The organism is Kiloniella litopenaei (genome assembly GCF_000982415.1).
GTDB classification, from domain to species: Bacteria; Pseudomonadota; Alphaproteobacteria; order Kiloniellales; family Kiloniellaceae; genus Kiloniella; species Kiloniella litopenaei.
On record NZ_LANI01000018.1, the window covers coordinates 78,968 to 95,950 of the forward strand.

Annotated in this window: 15 protein-coding genes and 1 tRNA gene; 11 read left to right on the forward strand and 5 right to left on the reverse strand. The window is 48.5% G+C overall.

Annotated elements, in window-relative coordinates; all coding sequences use genetic code 11:
• Positions 1 to 59 precede the first annotated feature (59 nt).
• Genes WH95_RS12180 through WH95_RS12190 form a run of 3 tightly spaced genes read left to right on the forward strand, consistent with a single transcriptional unit; the run spans position 60 to position 3,708 of the window.
• Positions 60 to 1,028, forward strand: a complete 969-nt coding sequence (locus WH95_RS12180) for an ABC transporter permease (protein WP_046507554.1) — start codon at positions 60 to 62, stop codon at positions 1,026 to 1,028.
• Positions 1,028 to 1,963: an ABC transporter permease gene (locus WH95_RS12185; protein WP_046507557.1), complete on the forward strand. Its 936-nt coding sequence runs from the start codon at positions 1,028 to 1,030 to the stop codon at positions 1,961 to 1,963. The genes WH95_RS12180 and WH95_RS12185 overlap by 1 nt, the downstream gene beginning before the upstream one ends.
• Before the next feature lie 14 nt (positions 1,964 to 1,977).
• On the forward strand, positions 1,978 to 3,708 hold the full coding sequence (locus WH95_RS12190) for a dipeptide ABC transporter ATP-binding protein (RefSeq protein ID WP_046507559.1): 1,731 nt from the start codon (positions 1,978 to 1,980) through the stop codon (positions 3,706 to 3,708).
• An 88-nt stretch (positions 3,709 to 3,796) separates the two neighbouring features.
• Here WH95_RS12190 and WH95_RS12195 read toward each other — a convergent pair whose 3' ends face one another.
• Together WH95_RS12195 and WH95_RS12200 are read right to left on the reverse strand one after the other, a co-directional pair.
• Positions 3,797 to 4,630, reverse strand: a complete 834-nt coding sequence (locus tag WH95_RS12195) for a tellurite resistance TerB family protein (protein ID WP_046507563.1) — start codon at positions 4,628 to 4,630, stop codon at positions 3,797 to 3,799.
• Between the two features lie 154 nt (positions 4,631 to 4,784).
• The gene (locus tag WH95_RS12200) at positions 4,785 to 5,354 is read right to left on the reverse strand and encodes a demethoxyubiquinone hydroxylase family protein (RefSeq protein WP_204247781.1); all 570 of its coding nucleotides are present in this window, start codon (positions 5,352 to 5,354) and stop codon (positions 4,785 to 4,787) included.
• A gap of 247 nt (positions 5,355 to 5,601) precedes the next feature.
• Between WH95_RS12200 and WH95_RS12205 the strand changes: the two genes are divergently transcribed.
• Entirely contained in the window at positions 5,602 to 6,660 is a 1,059-nt protein-coding gene (locus tag WH95_RS12205; protein ID WP_046507568.1) for a phospholipase D-like domain-containing protein, read from the forward strand.
• A 129-nt stretch (positions 6,661 to 6,789) separates the two neighbouring features.
• On the opposite strand, the gene WH95_RS12210 is transcribed toward WH95_RS12205, so the two are convergent.
• Both WH95_RS12210 and WH95_RS12215 read right to left on the reverse strand, forming a co-directional pair.
• On the reverse strand, positions 6,790 to 7,326 hold the full coding sequence (locus WH95_RS12210; RefSeq protein ID WP_046507571.1) for a cytochrome b: 537 nt from the start codon (positions 7,324 to 7,326) through the stop codon (positions 6,790 to 6,792).
• A 21-nt stretch (positions 7,327 to 7,347) separates the two neighbouring features.
• Positions 7,348 to 7,929, reverse strand: coding sequence for a YceI family protein (locus WH95_RS12215; protein ID WP_046507573.1), 582 nt, complete (start codon positions 7,927 to 7,929; stop codon positions 7,348 to 7,350).
• A 488-nt stretch (positions 7,930 to 8,417) separates the two neighbouring features.
• Between WH95_RS12215 and WH95_RS21515 the strand changes: the two genes are divergently transcribed.
• Positions 8,418 to 9,056 (forward strand): DUF4145 domain-containing protein, encoded by a 639-nt coding sequence (locus tag WH95_RS21515; RefSeq protein ID WP_204247782.1) that lies wholly within the window; start codon positions 8,418 to 8,420, stop codon positions 9,054 to 9,056.
• Positions 9,057 to 9,085: 29 nt separating this feature from the next.
• Positions 9,086 to 9,967, forward strand: a complete 882-nt coding sequence (locus WH95_RS12225) for a putative phage abortive infection protein (RefSeq protein ID WP_046507579.1) — start codon at positions 9,086 to 9,088, stop codon at positions 9,965 to 9,967.
• A gap of 337 nt (positions 9,968 to 10,304) precedes the next feature.
• On the opposite strand, the gene WH95_RS12230 is transcribed toward WH95_RS12225, so the two are convergent.
• Positions 10,305 to 10,378 (reverse strand) — tRNA-Gln (locus WH95_RS12230).
• A 255-nt stretch (positions 10,379 to 10,633) separates the two neighbouring features.
• On the opposite strand from WH95_RS12230, the gene WH95_RS12235 reads away from it, so the two are divergent.
• The 5 genes from WH95_RS12235 (at position 10,634) to WH95_RS12255 (ending at position 16,934) form a co-directional block, all read left to right on the forward strand.
• On the forward strand, positions 10,634 to 11,752 hold the full coding sequence (locus WH95_RS12235; protein WP_052741994.1) for a Ppx/GppA phosphatase family protein: 1,119 nt from the start codon (positions 10,634 to 10,636) through the stop codon (positions 11,750 to 11,752).
• A gap of 335 nt (positions 11,753 to 12,087) precedes the next feature.
• A complete protein-coding gene (locus WH95_RS12240; RefSeq protein ID WP_046507582.1) occupies positions 12,088 to 12,798 on the forward strand; it encodes an RlmE family RNA methyltransferase in 711 nt (236 codons plus the stop codon).
• 265 nt (positions 12,799 to 13,063) lie between these two features.
• Positions 13,064 to 14,527: an IMP dehydrogenase gene (gene guaB / locus WH95_RS12245; protein ID WP_046507585.1), complete on the forward strand. Its 1,464-nt coding sequence runs from the start codon at positions 13,064 to 13,066 to the stop codon at positions 14,525 to 14,527.
• A gap of 127 nt (positions 14,528 to 14,654) precedes the next feature.
• A complete protein-coding gene (locus tag WH95_RS12250) occupies positions 14,655 to 15,968 on the forward strand; it encodes an RsmB/NOP family class I SAM-dependent RNA methyltransferase (RefSeq protein WP_046507588.1) in 1,314 nt (437 codons plus the stop codon).
• A 156-nt stretch (positions 15,969 to 16,124) separates the two neighbouring features.
• Positions 16,125 to 16,934: a TSUP family transporter gene (locus WH95_RS12255; RefSeq protein WP_046507591.1), complete on the forward strand. Its 810-nt coding sequence runs from the start codon at positions 16,125 to 16,127 to the stop codon at positions 16,932 to 16,934.
• The last annotated feature ends 49 nt before the right edge of the window (positions 16,935 to 16,983 follow it).

Here is a 16,983-nt window from a genome sequence, read left to right on the forward strand (position 1 = left end):
TGGAGGCCCCCGTTTTTACTGGCTCAATTAAAACTGGGGCCTAGTTAACAGGGGACGTTATGTTCAAGTTTGTATCGATGCGACTGTTACAGTCGATTGTCGTGATGCTGGTCGTTGGCTTGATTGCCTTCGCCCTTTTCCGATTTGTCGGGGATCCCATTAACAATATGGTTGGTCAGGATACAACGCTCGAAGAGCGGGAAGCCTTGACTGAATCCTTGGGGTTAAATGATCCATTTATTGTTCAATACGGGCGATTTGTTTCAAACGCTGTCCAGGGCGATTTCGGCATGTCATATCGTTTGCGCCAGCCCGTTAGTGGTCTGATTGCTGAACGTTTCCCTGCTACCTTGGAACTCTCTCTGGTTTCTGCGATTTTAGCCTTGGTGTTGGGGGTTCCTATGGGGATCTACACGGCGCTAAAACCGAAGTCATTTTTTAGTCGCAGTTTTATGACGGTATCTCTGGTGGGGGTATCGCTGCCGACTTTTCTTATTGGTATTCTATTAATCCTGTTCTTTGGTGTTACCTTGCGATGGTTACCGACCTTTGGTCGCGGTGAAGTTGTCGAACTCGGTTGGTGGACCACAGGTTTCCTCACTTCTAGTGGTCTGAAATCTATTATCTTGCCAGCTATTACCCTTGCGGTTTTCCAGATGACACTGATTGTACGTTTGGTTCGCGCTGAAATGCTCGAAGTACTGCGTACAGACTATATCAAGTTTGCACATGCGCGTGGCCTGAGCCCACGTTTGATCAACTTCTCTATCGCCTTGCGTAACACGCTGGTCCCTGTGATCACCATTATCGGTCTTCAGGTTGGTTCTATCATTGCCTTTGCGATTATTACCGAGAGTGTGTTCCAGTGGCCGGGTATGGGGCTGTTGTTTATTCAGGCTGTGTCCGAAGTGGATATCCCGGTTATGGCAGCATATTTGCTGCTGATTGCCTTTGTTTTTGTTGTGATCAACTTGATCGTCGATATTCTCTATTTTGTTGTTGATCCCCGTTTGCGAGTACAGAGCTAATGAGTGATATTTCAAGCGAAGCACCATCATTTATCACGCGCTTCCGTGAAAGTGATCTCTGGTACAATTTCAAGAGATCTCCGGGCGCAATGATTGCCGCCTTCCTGACTTTTGTAATTGTCTTTGGTGCAATCTTTGCCAACTTTGTGGCCCCGCATAACCCATTTGATCTCTCAACAGTGGATCTCTTTGACGGCTTGCTGCCGCCAGCATGGGCCGAAGACGGTAAGGCGACTTACCTGTTGGGTACGGATGACCAGGGCAGGGACGTTTTCTCCACAATTCTCTATGGCTCTCGTATTTCTCTTATCGTAGGTTTTGCCTCTGTTGGTTTGGCTGCTGTTTTGGGAATTACGGTTGGTCTTATCGCCGGATATTCCGGTGGTATGGTTGATTCCTTCCTGATGCGTGTTGCTGATGTACAGCTGTCTTTCCCGGCAATTTTGATTGCTCTTTTGATTGACGGCGTTGCCCGGGGTATTATGCCGCGTGACGTTCATGATGAACTTGCCGTTTATGTTCTTGTTGTTGCGATTGGCCTGAGTTTCTGGGTGCAGTATGCGCGTACGGTTCGTAGTTCTGTGATGGTTGAGCGGAACAAAGAATATGTTCAGGCTGGTCAGGTGATTGGCCTTCCCGACTGGATTATTCTAATCCGTCACATTCTGCCGAACGTGATGGGACCTGTTCTGGTAATTGCGACCATTCAATTGGCGCTGGCGATTATTACCGAAGCAACGCTTTCTTTCCTGGGTGTGGGTGTTCCGCCGACGTCGCCGTCTTTGGGAACATTAATACGTATCGGGAACGACTATCTCTTCTCAGGTGAGTGGTGGATTACCATTTTCCCGGGTGTTGCTTTGGTGGTTCTTGTTCTTTCCGTTAACATTCTGGGTGACTGGCTACGTGATGCCCTGAACCCGAAACTGCGCTGATAGGGAGTGATGTCATGAGTAAAGAATTACTGGATATCAAAGATCTCGTTGTTGAGTTTCCCTCTCGTCATGGTGATGTTACTGCGGCCAAGGACGTTAATCTGACTGTTGCTGCAGGTGAAATCCTGGGTGTAGTTGGTGAATCCGGAGCGGGTAAATCCACGATTGGTAATGCTGTCGTTGGTCTTTTGGAGCGTCCGGGGCGTGTCGGCGGTGGTGAAGTCTTCCTTGAGGGAGAGCAGATCATTGGCAAGTCCCAAGCGGAATTACGCAAGATCCGTGGTAAGCGGGTTGGCATGATCTTTCAGGATCCACTGACTTCGCTGAACCCGCTAGAGACTATTGCCTCTCAGCTAATGGGTACCATTCAGACCCACCTTGATCTCTCAGACGAAGACGCTCGGGCTCGGGCAATCGATCTGTTGGATCAGGTTGGTATTCCGGACCCCTCTGTGCGGGTTGATCACTATCCGCATCAGTTCTCTGGTGGTATGCGCCAACGTGTCGTCATCGCTTTGGCCCTCTGTGCCGAGCCAGATGTTATTCTGGCGGATGAACCAACAACTGCTTTGGACGTGTCCATTCAGGCCCAGATTCTTGATTTGCTGAAAAAGCTGGTACGGGAAAAAGGCGTTGGCATGATCATCATTACCCATGATATGGGCGTGATCGCCGAAGTTGCCGACCGCGTTGCCGTGATGTACCGGGGTGTTGTGGTGGAAACCGGGCCGACAGCCAAAATACTTGGTAACCCGGATCATCCCTATTCCCGTAGTTTGATTTCAGCTGTGCCGCGTCCAGATGTTCGCTTGCATCGCTTCCCTGTTGTGGAAAGCATTGAATCCGCTGGTGAGTGTAAGGAGCTTGATCTAAATACGCACTGGTTGGGCAAGGCACGCGATTTTGGTAAAAGTGACGGGCCTCTGCTTGAAGTTAAAAATCTCGACATGGTTTTTAAATCCGGTGGTATGTTGGGCGGCGGTAAAAGCGAAGTTCGTGCCGTTGATAACGTCAGTTTTGATATTCGTGATGGCGAGTGCTTTGGGATCGTTGGTGAGTCAGGATCTGGTAAATCCACCATTGCTCGTCTGGTTACCTCTATCTACAAGGTTGCTGGTGGTTCCATCAACTTTGCAGGAACTGATCTGACCAAGATCAAAAAACGTCGTGAACTCAATGTGCACCGTCGTCAGATGCAGATGATTTTCCAGGACCCTTTTTCATCGGTGAATTCGCGAATGAAGGTTCGGGATATTATTGCAGAACCTATTCGCTTTCATAAGCTGACAAGTTCCGAAGCAGAGACACGCCAGATTGTGGATGATCTTCTCGATCACGTTGGTCTCGGGGCCAAGGCAGCTGTTAAGTTCCCGCACGAATTCTCTGGCGGTCAGCGTCAGCGTATTTCCATCGCCCGTGCACTGGCAACGCGTCCGCGTTTTCTGATTTGTGACGAGCCGACGTCTGCTCTGGATGTATCTATTCAGGCTCAGATTCTCAATCTTTTGAAAGATCTTCAGGAAGAACTTGGCCTGACCATGATGTTCATCAGTCACGATCTTCCGGTGATCCGTCAGATGTGTGATCGGGTTGGTGTGATGTCCAAAGGCAAGATGGTCGAGATCGCCGATACGGAAGAGCTGTTCAAAGCGCCACAGCATGATTACAGCAAACATCTGATCAGCCTGATGCCAAGTTATTCCGGCCTTATGGACCGGGATGCGGGCCAAGCCGAGGCAAGTTAAAGCTAATCTAAACTGGATATAGAAAAGGGCTTTGGTTTTTTCCAAAGCCCTTTTTCTTTTCGGGATCAGGTTAAGCTAAAATGATGGTCTAAGCGTAAACAGCCTGAGAAACAGATCCGTGGATATGGGAAACAAGTTCCGGTTCCAGTTTCAGGCGCGCCGCGAGCATGTTCAGGTACCCTTGTTCCGCGGGATCATCCACTTCGATTGCCATCAGAGACGCCACGTAAAGTTCAACGGCCTGTTCCTTGTTTTTCGCCAGAGCAACCAGACTGTCGATATCCAGTGGACGGCGCAGTTGATCCATCAGGAAGGCTTTCTCATCGTTTGACAGGCCAAGCTCGTCGATCTTGGCAAAGATGGCATCCTGTTCTGCACTATCAATCTGACCATCGGCTTTTGCTGCTGCAATCATGGCAGAAACCAGTGCGGCACCAAAGCTGTTTGCTGTTTCTGTTTCCGCTTCGACAGCAAAGGCTGAATCCTCGGGAACGGGTGGCACAATAGCCGCCTGTTGCGGTGCCTGATATGCTGTATATTGTTGTGGGGGCGTAGGCATGCTGTGGCCCTGTGCATGACCTTGTGTATGACCTTGCGTCTGTCCGGGCGTATGTCCGGGCACCTGTCCTTGGCCCATCCCTTGCTGTGGAGCTGCGTTCTTGTTGCCCTGCCAATCGCTGTAAGCCTTATATGCCAGCCCGGCAACAAGGGCGAGGCCACCGTACTGAACGGTTTTCTTTGCCATCTTGCGCCCCTTCTTGGACCCCATCATATAACCGGCGAGGCCACCCGCGACTGCGCCGCTAGCCAGACCACCGGCATTATTGGAAAGATAGTCTTTGCCCTTTTGTAAGGCAGATCCACCACCTGTTCCACCAGCTGCGCCAAGTACTTCATTGATTAGTTTCGATGCGTTAAACATGCTGTCCCATCATAGAAATTAGAGTTTTCGCAAGATCACTTTGTTTGTTCCTATCTCATATGGGGGATCTTTTGCAGGTTTCAATTCCCCATAGATGCTGCGTCTGGAAAGATTATCGTGATAGATTATATAGGAAAACAGTAGAGCCAGTACTTTAGCTATTATGTTTTCTGAGGCTTTTTGCCATTTTGCTCGAATCACCCCATGTGGATAACCACATCACGGCATTGGTTGCTAGGGCAATTGAACGTGTGAGTACCCGCGCCCATAACGAATTTGTTGTAATATGATCTTCGGCGTGGTGTAGATGGGAAAGCTCTTCTTGTTGAATATCCTTAATCAAAGAAAAGAGCGCGGGATCTCTATCCTTTAAGAAGAACAGCTGATCTTCTAGATGATGGTGCACTGTTTTCTCAACAGCTGCGGTACATAACCAAACGCCCTGACGTCCCAAGAGTGCGGTGGCAAAACCCAGAACAAAACCGCCATTGCCCCAAAGTGCCATAATACGACAAGGTCGAGAATTGCGTTCGGGCATCGCAGACCTAAAGAGTGCGCAATGATTGATTTCGTGCTCTAGTGTTTCCTCTAAAAACGCTACGATTTCCGGATAGAGGAATTTTGAGACCCATATTTGGGCGCGATAGATCCTGATCGCCCCGTATTCCCCTGCGTGGTTGACCTTAACAATGCGAGAGATTGTAATTTTATCAGCTTGGTTCATGTTTTCGTAGGGCATGAATGGGGAATGATTGGGAGAGCAAGTGTTATTCAAACACAGCTTTGGCGCGAAGAAAACACAATATTATAATCACTGAGATCATTGGTCGGTTTCATGCCTTATCAAAAAAATAGGTGGATAGTAGTTCCGGAGGTTGCTTTTCAAATAACGCGCAAAGGTTGATTAGTCATGAACCTGTTACACTGTTGTGGTATGTTAAGAGTGTCATGGGTGATCGGGGAGAAAAGCGATGGGTGTTCGTGTTGGAAATGTTGAATTTCATGCTGGGCCGGAAGGTCTGGGCGCGCCGGATGAGCTGGAAGCGGTGATCGTTGATTTTATCGACGGGGCGCAAAAGCGTCTGGATATCGCGGTGCAGGAACTGGAAAACGAAACCATTGCAAATGCTATTATTCGTGCCCGACAACGCAAGGTCCGGGTCAGAATGGTTATCGAACAAAGCTATCTCAAGGCCGCAACAGCGCGGGTTGATCCCTGGGTAGCGGGTGGCAAACACGAAGCAAACAGACAGGTACACGATGCAATCCTGCGGGCCAAGATTGATGTTAAGGTCGATTATAACTCAAAGATTTTTCACCAGAAATTTATTATTCGCGATGGCCTGTCTGTCCTGTCTGGCTCGACAAACTTTACCCCCACAGGCACGCACAACAATCTGAATCATGTGATTATCATTCACGACCAGAAGGTTGCGAAAATCTTCAGCCGTGAGTTTGCGGAAATTCAACGCGGACATTTTGGCAAGCGAAACGAGGGCCACGATAAAGCGCCGATGGATACGGTGGTATCCGACGTGCCTATCCGGGTCCTCTTTGCGCCGGATCACAGCCCGGAAATGGAGATCATGAAGCAGATGCTCAAGGCCCGTGAACGCATTGATTTTGCAATCTTTACCTTCTCAAAATCATCGGGGATTGATGATACCATGCTGCGCTTGCTTGACCTCAACATGCCGATACAGGGTGTCTTTGACGGTGGGCAGGGCAGTCAGGACTGGGCGCCCGTGGATGACCTCAAGGCAAAGGGCGCAGATCTGTTCTTTGTGCATAAAGGCGGACAGCTCGGCAAGTTGCATCACAAGCTGATGGTGCTGGATAGACAGGTGGTGATCGGCGGCTCCTTTAACTACACGGGTCCTGCGAACCAATTGAATGATGAGAATATTATTATCCTGGGTGACCTAGACACCACTTCCCCTGTGCAGCGCGAAGCCCAGAAGAAAATCGCGAGCTTTGCCCTCGCGGAGATTGAGCGCATTATCCGCGATCACGGGCGTCCCGTTCCCTAGGTCTTGTCGTATAGGTCAGGCGACGCATTCAGTTGCCGTTGCAAGTTACGGCCTTTTGTTTGACGCAAAAGAGAAAAGGGAGCGTGTGCTCCCTTCTTCCTGTGTCCGGCTGTTCCAAGGCTGCTTTATCTAAAACATGCGTTTTAGGGTGCCTTTTTTATCGATAAATTGATGTTTAAAAGCTGCTCCGGCGTGCAGCAAGATCACGGCAATCAGGCCATAAGCTATATAGTAATGCAGGCTGATGGCAAGGTCACGGATGGCATCGGTAATGGCCATGACCGAGGGAATGTCGAAAAGCCCAAAGAAGGTAAAACTGTTTCCTGATGAAGTGGAAATGGCATAACCAGTCAGGGGCACGACAAACATGGAAAGCAGCAATACGATATGCACCACTTTTGCCCCGACCTTTTCCATCGGCTTGAGCGATTTTTGAAGTCCGGGCGAGGGGGAGATGACTTTCCAGATCGCAAAGACTGTGGCCAGTAACAACACACAGACCCCAATGGCCCGGTGTAGTTCTAACCCTTTGTGATACCAGGAATCATAATAGCTAAGCCCGACCATCCACCAACCAAGACCGATCAGGCCGATAATGGAAAAGGCTATGAGCGAGTGCAGCAACTTGCTGACCAGCCCATAGCGTTCTGTTGAGTTGCGTATCATAGCTGATTAAAGCACTTTTGCTTATTTCTCTTTGATGGCTTCAATAAAGAGATCAACCTGTACGTTTTCTGCTGCTGGACCAAGATTGTAGTTCATACCAAAATCACTACGTTTGAGGATGTAGCTACCTTCGAAACCAGCGCGATATCCACCCCAGGGATCATTCCCTTCACCGATCTTTTTAACATCAAAAGAAATATTTTTGGTCACGCCATGAAGTGTCAGATCGCCAGAAAGCGTACCGCCGTTGGCATCACCATTATATCCCGTGCTGACAAAGGTTGCCGTTGGAAACTTTTCAACATCAAAAAACTCTGCACTACGCAGGTGTTTGTCACGTTCAGGGAGATTGGTATCCAAACTCGCTGTGTCGATCTCTATATTAACCTTTTGGTCAGTGCCATTTTCTGGATCATAGTCAATCGTTCCGGAAATCTTGTTAAAAGTCCCGGATAGCCAGCTAAAACCCAGGTGATTGGTTTTGAAATTAATAAAAGAGTGCGTCGGATCAATTTTGTATTCAGCAGCATTTGCCATTGAAACAGACATGGCCAGCGCGGCAAGGCCAGCAGGAAGAGCTTTAAAAGGCAACTTGAAAGGCATGTAATATTCCCCGTGAAAAAGATTCTTTCCAAATTAAGTGGTGAATTGAACCCTATCACCCAATTCACAAATCTGGATGTAACTATTGTGTGAGCAATCTTCAAGGAGGGGGCAATAACAAGCGAATGTTTTGCCACAATTGATTGTATTTTGTTTGGAGAAAGAAATTCGATCCGGGGCCAGGATAAACAAAAGTTGAAATAAGTTAATAAAATCAGTGAAAGGGTGTTCCATATTTGATTTCACTATACTTTAATTATTTCAATGGCTTAAAGAATAGGTGTCCCACGAATTAAACCCACAGGTGCGGCGTGGGGAGAACTACGTTTTGCTCTGGTTTTTCTTGAGGTTGCAATTATATTGTATTTGGGGAAGTTAATACAATCGGGGGTCGATATGGTGGATCTATCTCTAGATAATTTGCTACATGCATAAGTATTAGCAATTAATAAAATTCAAATTTCATAGGATATTTTTCAGTGACTATAATGAAAGTCGAAAACGATTACAGTGGGACATTCTCTTGCCCTTTATGTAAGCAGAAAAGTCGATTTTACGCACACCAGTTGCTATACTCTCGGTCTCACACCTCTTTTTATTCTGTTGATTGTAATGCTTGCGCCAAACATTCTCTCTGGAAAGAATTTATCCAGCACCATAATGGTACTTTTAAGGTAAAACTTATTGACCCGATTACTTCATCAGCACCTTCTCCTGCAGAGGATATGCCTGAAGATGTTAGAAAAGATTTCCTAGAAGCAAGCCTAGTATCAATTTACTCATCTAAAGCCGCTGCAGCTTTATTAAGGTTATCTCTTCAAAAATTGTGTAAACATCTTGGGCAACCCGGCAAAAATATTAATGAAGACATCAGAGCCTTGGCGAAAGAAGAAGGATTCAGTCAAAGGTTAGTAAAAGCTGCAGATACAGTCCGAATTATTGGTAATAACGCGGTACATCCAGGGGAAATGAATGACGAAGACATCGATGATGTCTGTCACGGCTTATTTCAGCTTGTTAATTTAATTGTAAGCACAGCGATAACTGAACCTAAAAAATGGAATGATCTTTACGATAAAGCACCTGAAAGCAAAAGACTTGCAGCTGAAAAGCAGGATGCATCCTAATACTTTAGTAATTTAAAGAGAATGTGTTGATGCCTGAAGAGAATACTGAAATCCAATCCAAAGAAACAAAAAACTGGCTACCAAAACTATTTTTAGGGATGGTTTTTTTTATTGTGATAGCTTTTATTACAATTACATTTTCACCAACATTTAGAAATTTCCTCACCTCTATCATTTCAATTGATGGGGTAATTTCTCAAAAATGGGGTGTGATTGGAGATTTCTTTGGAGGCTTTCTAAACCCAATCGTCAGCTTAGCTGCATTTGGGGGGGTGATTTACACAGTACTACTTCAACGAAAAGAACTTTCTCTTCAGCGTGATGAGCTACAAATAACTAACGAGCAACTTAAAGCCTCAGCAGAAGCTCAACAGGAACAATCGGACCATTTATCTCTACAAAGCTTTGAAAATATTTTGTTCAAACTCATTGATAGGCACTGCTCAAATATTGAAAATATGAGAGGGAAAGTAGGGACTGTTGAGTTATTTGGTAGTACTCTATTAATCCATATAATTGGAAATGTAATAAAAGCTGTTGGTAAAACAAGCCCTAAAAATGTAACTAATAATGGGCGAAATAAAGAGCAATTTATTGAAGCTTTACATAATAGAAACTTAGCCACATTTTTCACAATTTATCTTCGTTTATCGTATCGAATATATAAATACATTTGGATTTATTTTGGTTCCACAGAGGAACCGAGTGACCAAGAATTAAGCTATGCCAAATTGTTTCGCGCTCACTTCACAAACGAAGAATTGTTTTTTTTATTCGTAAACTCTCTGACACCAGAAGGTCATAAATACAAGAAATTTATTATTCGATACAAGCTATTGGATAACTTTGACGAATCAAAGCTTCCTGACGATGGCTATCTCAGAGAGCAGTATATTCAAATGAGGATATAGTGTTATTTATGACCACCATCTGAACTTTCTTCCGCTTCTTCGATTTTGTATTCATCAAAGGTCACGATCTCTTCGCCTGTCCAGTTGTTTAGGCTTGCGAAGGCAGATTGAAGTGGGATTAGCTCATTGCGGTTAAAGACCTTGGTGGCGTCGGTGACGGAGCCGAAATCACCTGTGTTTTTGGGAGTGATTCCTAGCAGGTGGATAGGGGTAATGATACTAAAATTTTTATAATTTAAAAACTAAGATACGGATTCATTGTGTCCCATAGACTGTTACTGCGTGGGACATATTTATCTCTAAGTTATTGATGCTGTTGAATAGTTTTTGGTTTTGGTGGATCCGGGACCAGGATTCGAACCTGGACTGAAGGAGTCAGAGTCCTTAGTTCTACCGTTAAACTATCCCGGATCAGGGTACAGCGTTTGTAAATTCCGGCAGATCGTATCGATCTCTATAAGCCAGATTGCTGTGTAACGGTGACTTGCGGGGCTTCATATAGTCCCTTGGCTCTGATCTTACAACACATTTTTGCATCCTGTGATGTTTTTTTGCTTTTGGGGCAATTTTAGGGCCCTGGTGGTGAATAGATGTTGATTTTTCCCCCTTTGAATTCGTAAGAAGGGAGTACCGGATTGTTGTCCGGTTGTTTCAGGAGCAGAATTTTTGACGGTTACTTCGCAGGCCCGTAAAAAAGCCTTGTCTAAAAAGACGGCAAAACGGGCGGATAACAATGTTTACGCCGCAATTGATTTGGGGACAAATAACTGTCGCCTGTTGATTGCGCGTTCCAGCCGCAAAAACTTTCGCGTTCTTGATACCTTTTCCCGCATTGTCCGTTTGGGCGAGGGGCTGAGCCAGACAGGTAAACTGTCGGAAGAGGCCATGCGCCGTACGCTTACTGCGCTCAAGATCTGTAACAGCAAACTTAAACGTCGTGGTGTAACAAAACTGCGTTGTGTCGCGACCGAGGCCTGTCGTCGGGCGGCAAACGGGGATGATTTTATCAAACGGGTCAAGCGGGAAACCGGGCTGGATCTGGAAATCATCGATAACTCGGAAGAGGCATCTTTGGCCATTATGGGCTGTGCACCCTTGCTCAACCCCGATCTGCCCGAGGCCCTGATCTTTGATATCGGCGGGGGCAGCACCGAAGTTAGCTGGATTCGTCAGGCTGATAAAGAATCTGTGCCATGCAACGCAAATGCGGATGATGCAAAGCCCCAGATGTCCCAGAGTTCCCAGACTTCTGAAACTTCAAAACAGATTCCACCCAGTGCTATTTTGCCCAATCCGGTTATGGAAGATTGGTATTCCGTTTCCAAAGGGGTTGTGACCCTTGCCGAAAAATACGGCGGGCGGGATATCACGCCGGAAACCTATCAAAAGATGGTTCAGGAAATCTATGATGACTTCCTGATCTTTGAGGAAAAACACGGCTTTGCCCAGCGCGTGCAGGACGGCACCCTACAGCTGTTGGGTACATCCGGCACGGTCACGACGCTGGTCGGGGTGTATAAAAAGTTGCCGCGCTATGACCGCAACCGGGTTGATGGCACCCTGATCAACTGTGATACCGCCATTGGTCTGTGCCACAAGATTGCGGGCATGACCTATGCCCAGCGGGTGGCGAACCCCTGTATTGGCAGTCAGCGTGCCGATCTAGTGGTGGCGGGTTGTGCGATTTTTGAAGCCTTGGCCAAGCTGTGGCCTGTGGCGCAATTGCGCGTGGCTGACAGAGGCCTGCGCGAAGGTATTCTCTACAAGCTGATCAACGAGGATTGAGATTGCATCCCGCCTTGTCGTATGGCTTTTAACAGAATGTTTTAACTTCTATTCTTTATTATAAGACCGAACAGATACTTCATGGCGTGTTTTAGGAGTACTCGGTTTTTAGGGGTATTCTGTTTTGGGGCAGATCACGAGATATTTGAGATTTTATCAATCCTGATGTATAGCCCTGCTGTGCAACACAACACTGAACGTTTCGTGTGCCGTATAGTTGGCGTGTCGTATAGCTGGTGTGTCCTATAGAATGTCTTTTGATCCCTGTGATCACGTGGCAGAAAACGACAGTCAGAAAGTACCAGTTCGTAAAGTACCAGTCAGAAAGAGGAAGAATGAGCTCTTCAGGTAAATCCAAAAAAGGCGGTTCTCGCCCCAGCAGTAATCCTTCGGGGCGGGGACTAAAAGTCCGTGTGAAAACTGCTGCCCGGCGCTCGAACTCTTCTGCGCGCTGGTTGAACCGTCAACTCAACGATCCCTACGTTCAGGAAGCCAAAAAGCGTGGCTATCGGGGGCGAGCAGCCTTTAAGATTGCTCAGATCGACGACAAGTTTAAAATTTTCAAAAAGAATTCCCGCATTGTCGACCTAGGGTGTGCCCCTGGGGGCTGGTGTCAGGTCGCTGTTGAACGCTGTGGACCCGGAGCGCATATCGTGGGCATGGATCTCCAAGAGGTCGAGCCGATTGCCGGGGTTGTTCTGCTGCAGGGCGACTTTATGGATGACGATGCGCCTGCGCGCCTTAAGGCTGAACTGAACGGGCCTGCCGATATTGTTCTGTCGGATATGGCGGCGGCGGCGACGGGCCATCCTCAGACGGATCACCTGCGGATTATGGGCCTGATGGAGACCGCCCTGATGTTTGCAGAGGAAGTTTTGGTTCCCGGCGGAAGTTTTATCGGCAAGGTCCTGCAGGGTGGGGCACAGGCCGAGTTGTTGAAGTTGGTAAAAACCAAATTTAAAAGCGTGCGCCACTTCAAACCAGATTCCAGCCGCAAGGATTCTTCTGAAATGTTTCTGGTCGCGACAGGTTTCAAGCAAAATTAAGGTCGCGCCAGTCGCATAGTCAAAGCTTTGAAAAATCCATAAAAATCAAAGCTAAAGCTGGGATGTGAATTGAAAATTCAGGACTTTTTGTCGTTCTGTTTTACGGGGCGTGAGGCCTGCATAAAAATTAATTGGAATCGTCATCTTTTAATCACTTGGCTTTAGGTCGCTTCTGTGTAGAATGCGGCGTCAATCGGATTTAGCCACTATGGTGTGGCACCCATAGGGGAAACGGGGTTTCCTCTCGTCTTAGGGATAGATTGACATGCACATCCGCGAAGCTCTCACATTTGATGACGTTCTGCTCCAGCCTGCAGAATCCTCTGTTCTTCCCGCACAGGCAGACACGCGTACAAAGCTGACTGCCTCTCTCGAACTGAATATCCCGCTGCTTTCTTCTGCCATGGATACGGTCACCGAAAGCCGTCTGGCGATTGCAATGGCCCAGTTCGGGGGGATTGGCGTTATTCACAAGAACCTGTCTATTGAGGAACAGGCCAGTGAAGTTCGCAAGGTTAAAAAGTTTGAATCCGGCATGGTTGCCGACCCGCTCACCTTCCCGCCCAGCGCGACGCTGGCGGATATTCTCCGCCTTCAGGAAAGTGTCAGCTTTTCCTGTTTCCCGGTTGTCGAGGATAAAACGGGCAAGCTGGTCGGCATTATCACCAACCGTGACATGCGCTTTGCCCAGGACCCCAATCAGCCGATTTCAGAGCTGATGACCAAGGATAACCTGATCACGGTTAAAGAAGGCATTACCGGCGATGAAGCGAAACGCTTGTTGCATCAACACCGTATCGAAAAGCTGCTGGTGGTTGATGATGACTATCGCTGTATCGGTCTGATCACCGTTAAGGACATCGACAAAGCGGCCAAGCACCCCGTTGCCTGTAAAGACGCACATGGTCGCTTGCGGGCCGCGGCGGCAACAGGTGTTGGTGAAGAGGGCTTTGCCCGTGCAGAGGCCCTGATTGATGCTGGCGTGGATCTGTTGGTGGTTGATACCGCCCACGGTCATTCCCGTGGTGTGATCAACGCGGTTGAGCAGATTAAAAAGATTTACCCGACAACACAGGTTGTTGCAGGTAACGTTGCCACTGCCGAAGCAACCCGCGCCCTGATCGGGGCCGGTGCCGATGCGGTGAAGGTGGGGATCGGACCGGGATCAATCTGTACAACCCGTATTGTTGCCGGTGTCGGTGTGCCACAGCTAACGGCGATTATGGATGCGGTCGAAGTCGCGAACAAAAGCAACGTCGGCATTATCGCCGATGGTGGTATCAAAAACTCTGGCGATATTGCCAAGGCCATTGCCGCCGGGGCACGCGCGGTGATGGTTGGCTCACTCCTCGGCGGGACAGACGAAAGCCCGGGGGAAGTTTTCCTCTATCAGGGGCGTTCCTATAAGTCCTATCGTGGCATGGGATCTGTCGGTGCCATGGCACGCGGATCTGCGGATCGCTACTTCCAGGATGATGTGAAAGACAACCTGAAACTGGTTCCCGAAGGGATCGAAGGGCGCGTTCCCTACAAAGGCCCGGCAAATGCAATCGTTCACCAACTGGTTGGTGGCTTGAAAGCATCCATGGGCTATACCGGATCGCCGACCATTGATCACATGCGCGAGAACTGTGTTTTCTGTAAAATCACCAACGCTGGCCTGCGCGAAAGTCACGTCCATGATGTGACAATCACCCGCGAAGCCCCGAACTATCGCAGTGGTGGTTAAGTCGTAATCAAGAGATGGGGAGCGTAATCAGCGTTTGGTTTCTGCTCTCTAATCTATTATTTATAAGGGCGGCCCCCTGTAACGGGTGTCGCCCTTTTTATTCCCGGCTATAAACGCGAGATCAGTTGTGAGACCTTCCGGACGTATTCAAACTTCAATCGACCTTCTGACCGAGGTTATGGGCTCATCCCTGCCCATGGATCGGGTGGTCAACAGCTACCTACGGGCGCGGCGCTTTATTGGCTCTAAAGATCGCAAGGATATTTCTGCACGGGTCTATGGCGTGATCAGGTCCAGGTGTCGGCTGGATTGGTGGACAATCAGATCCGGTCTTGGCGATGGCTGTCGATCACTGGTTTTATCCTATGCGATCCTGGTCGAGGGGATGAAAGCCTCTGAACTGGACGAAATCTGTGACGGCGGTGACTACAGCCCCCGTGCCCTCAGCGAATTTGAAAACGAAGCTTTGGCAACCTTGCAAGGACAGGACCTGAACCACCCGGATATACCCGCAGCGGTGCAGGGGGAATTGCCAGACTGGCTTTATGCTTTGTTTGAAGCGCAGTTTGGCGTCGAGGGCGCAAAGGCTGAAGCCGCTGGTTTGCAAGCACAGGCCAGTCTTGACTTGCGCGTCAATCTGCTCAAGGGCAAACGGGATCAGGCTATCGCGTTCCTCGGCAAGGATAATGTGGAAGGGGGCGCGACGGATTTCTCGCCCTGGGGCATCAGGGTTCAGGGACGGACGGCCCTTGGAAACTGCAAAGCCTTTCGCGAGGGACTGGTTGAAGTGCAGGACGAGGGATCGCAACTTATTGCCTTGTTGTGCGATGTGACACCCGGTCAGTCTGTGCTCGATCTCTGCGCGGGTGCCGGGGGGAAATCTCTTGCTCTGGGCGCTCTGCTGAAAAACGATGGTGAACTGGTGGCGATGGATATTGATCCCCGCCGACTTCAACGGGCGGAACCCCGTGTTGAAAAAGCAGGCATTGAAAATATCCGCTATGCAACGCTGAACAAAGAGAACCTGAAGAAGATGTCAGCAAAAGGCGCTGGCGAAGGTTTTGACCGTGTCTTGGTCGATGCCCCCTGTTCAGGAAGCGGCACATGGCGGCGACAGCCGGATGCACGTTTGCGCATTACCCCGGATAAGTTCGTAAACTACAGGGAAATGCAGGCGACCGTACTGGAACAAGGGGCGTCTTGCGTAAAGATTGGCGGACGCCTGATCTATGCGACCTGTTCCGTTCTTGATGAGGAAAACACGGATCAGATTGATGCCTTCCTTGCAAAGCACCCGAACTATCAACGCGTGCCTGCCAGCAAAATCTGGGAAGCGCAAGGCATGGAGCCCTGTTCCTTTATTGACGAGACTATGAAGGTGTCCCCCGCGCAACACGGCCTTGACGGTTTCTTTTGTGCGGTATTGGAAAGACAGTCGTAATCGGGAATGGCGCTGGATTGCACCCAAAACAATTTGTGCGCTGACAATCCTGATCGGATAATATCTTTTGGTGCAAAGCCAAGAAAAGCTTGCTAGGGCTATATCCTGTTTTCCCGATTTTGTTTTTCTGCTCTTTTCTTCCGACAGGTCACCTCAATGGATTTCTTTTCTCCCGAGCTTCTTGCTCTGATGTTTGCTGCGGGTCTTTTCGCGGGCTTTGTTGATGCCATTGCCGGGGGCGGGGGGCTGATTACGCTGCCTGTCCTGTTGACTGTCGGACTGTCGCCGGTTCAGGCCATTGCAACCAACAAGCTACAGGGATCTTTTGGCACCTTTTCCGCGACGCTTAATTTTATCCGCAAAGGCCATCTGGATATCAAGGCGTGGATACTGCCGATTGTTCTGACCTTTGTCGGGGCGGGGTCTGGTGTACTTGTTCTGCGGTCGGTTGATAGCAGCTTTCTGGTCAATGCCATTCCCTTTTTATTGATTGCCATTGCTATCTATTTCCTGTTTCAGCGCAAACTGGGGGATGAAGATCGGCATCAGCGGATCAGCCGGAATGTCTTTGCCTTTTTCTTTGGCACGAGCATTGGGTTTTACGATGGTTTTTTCGGCCCCGGTACGGGATCGTTCTTTACCTTGGCAATTGTGACCCTGCTTGGCTACAACATCCTGAAAGCGACGGCCCATGCAAAGCTGTTGAACTTTACCAGCAACTTTGCCTCATTACTGTTCTTTATTCTGGGCGACAGTCTGGTGTGGTCTGTTGGCCTGATTATGGCCTGTGGGTCCATCGTCGGGGGCTATCTGGGATCACAGATGACCATGAAGCACGGGGCGCGGATTATTCGCCCGCTGTTGGTTATCACCTCGATTCTCATGACGGTCAAGCTGATCCATTCCAACCCTGATCATATTCTCGGGCGCTGGATAGTTTCGTTTTTGGATGTTTTTCTTTCGTAGTTTCAAAAGCTGTGTTTGGAAGAGAAAATTTATATTCTTGCTTTAGGGC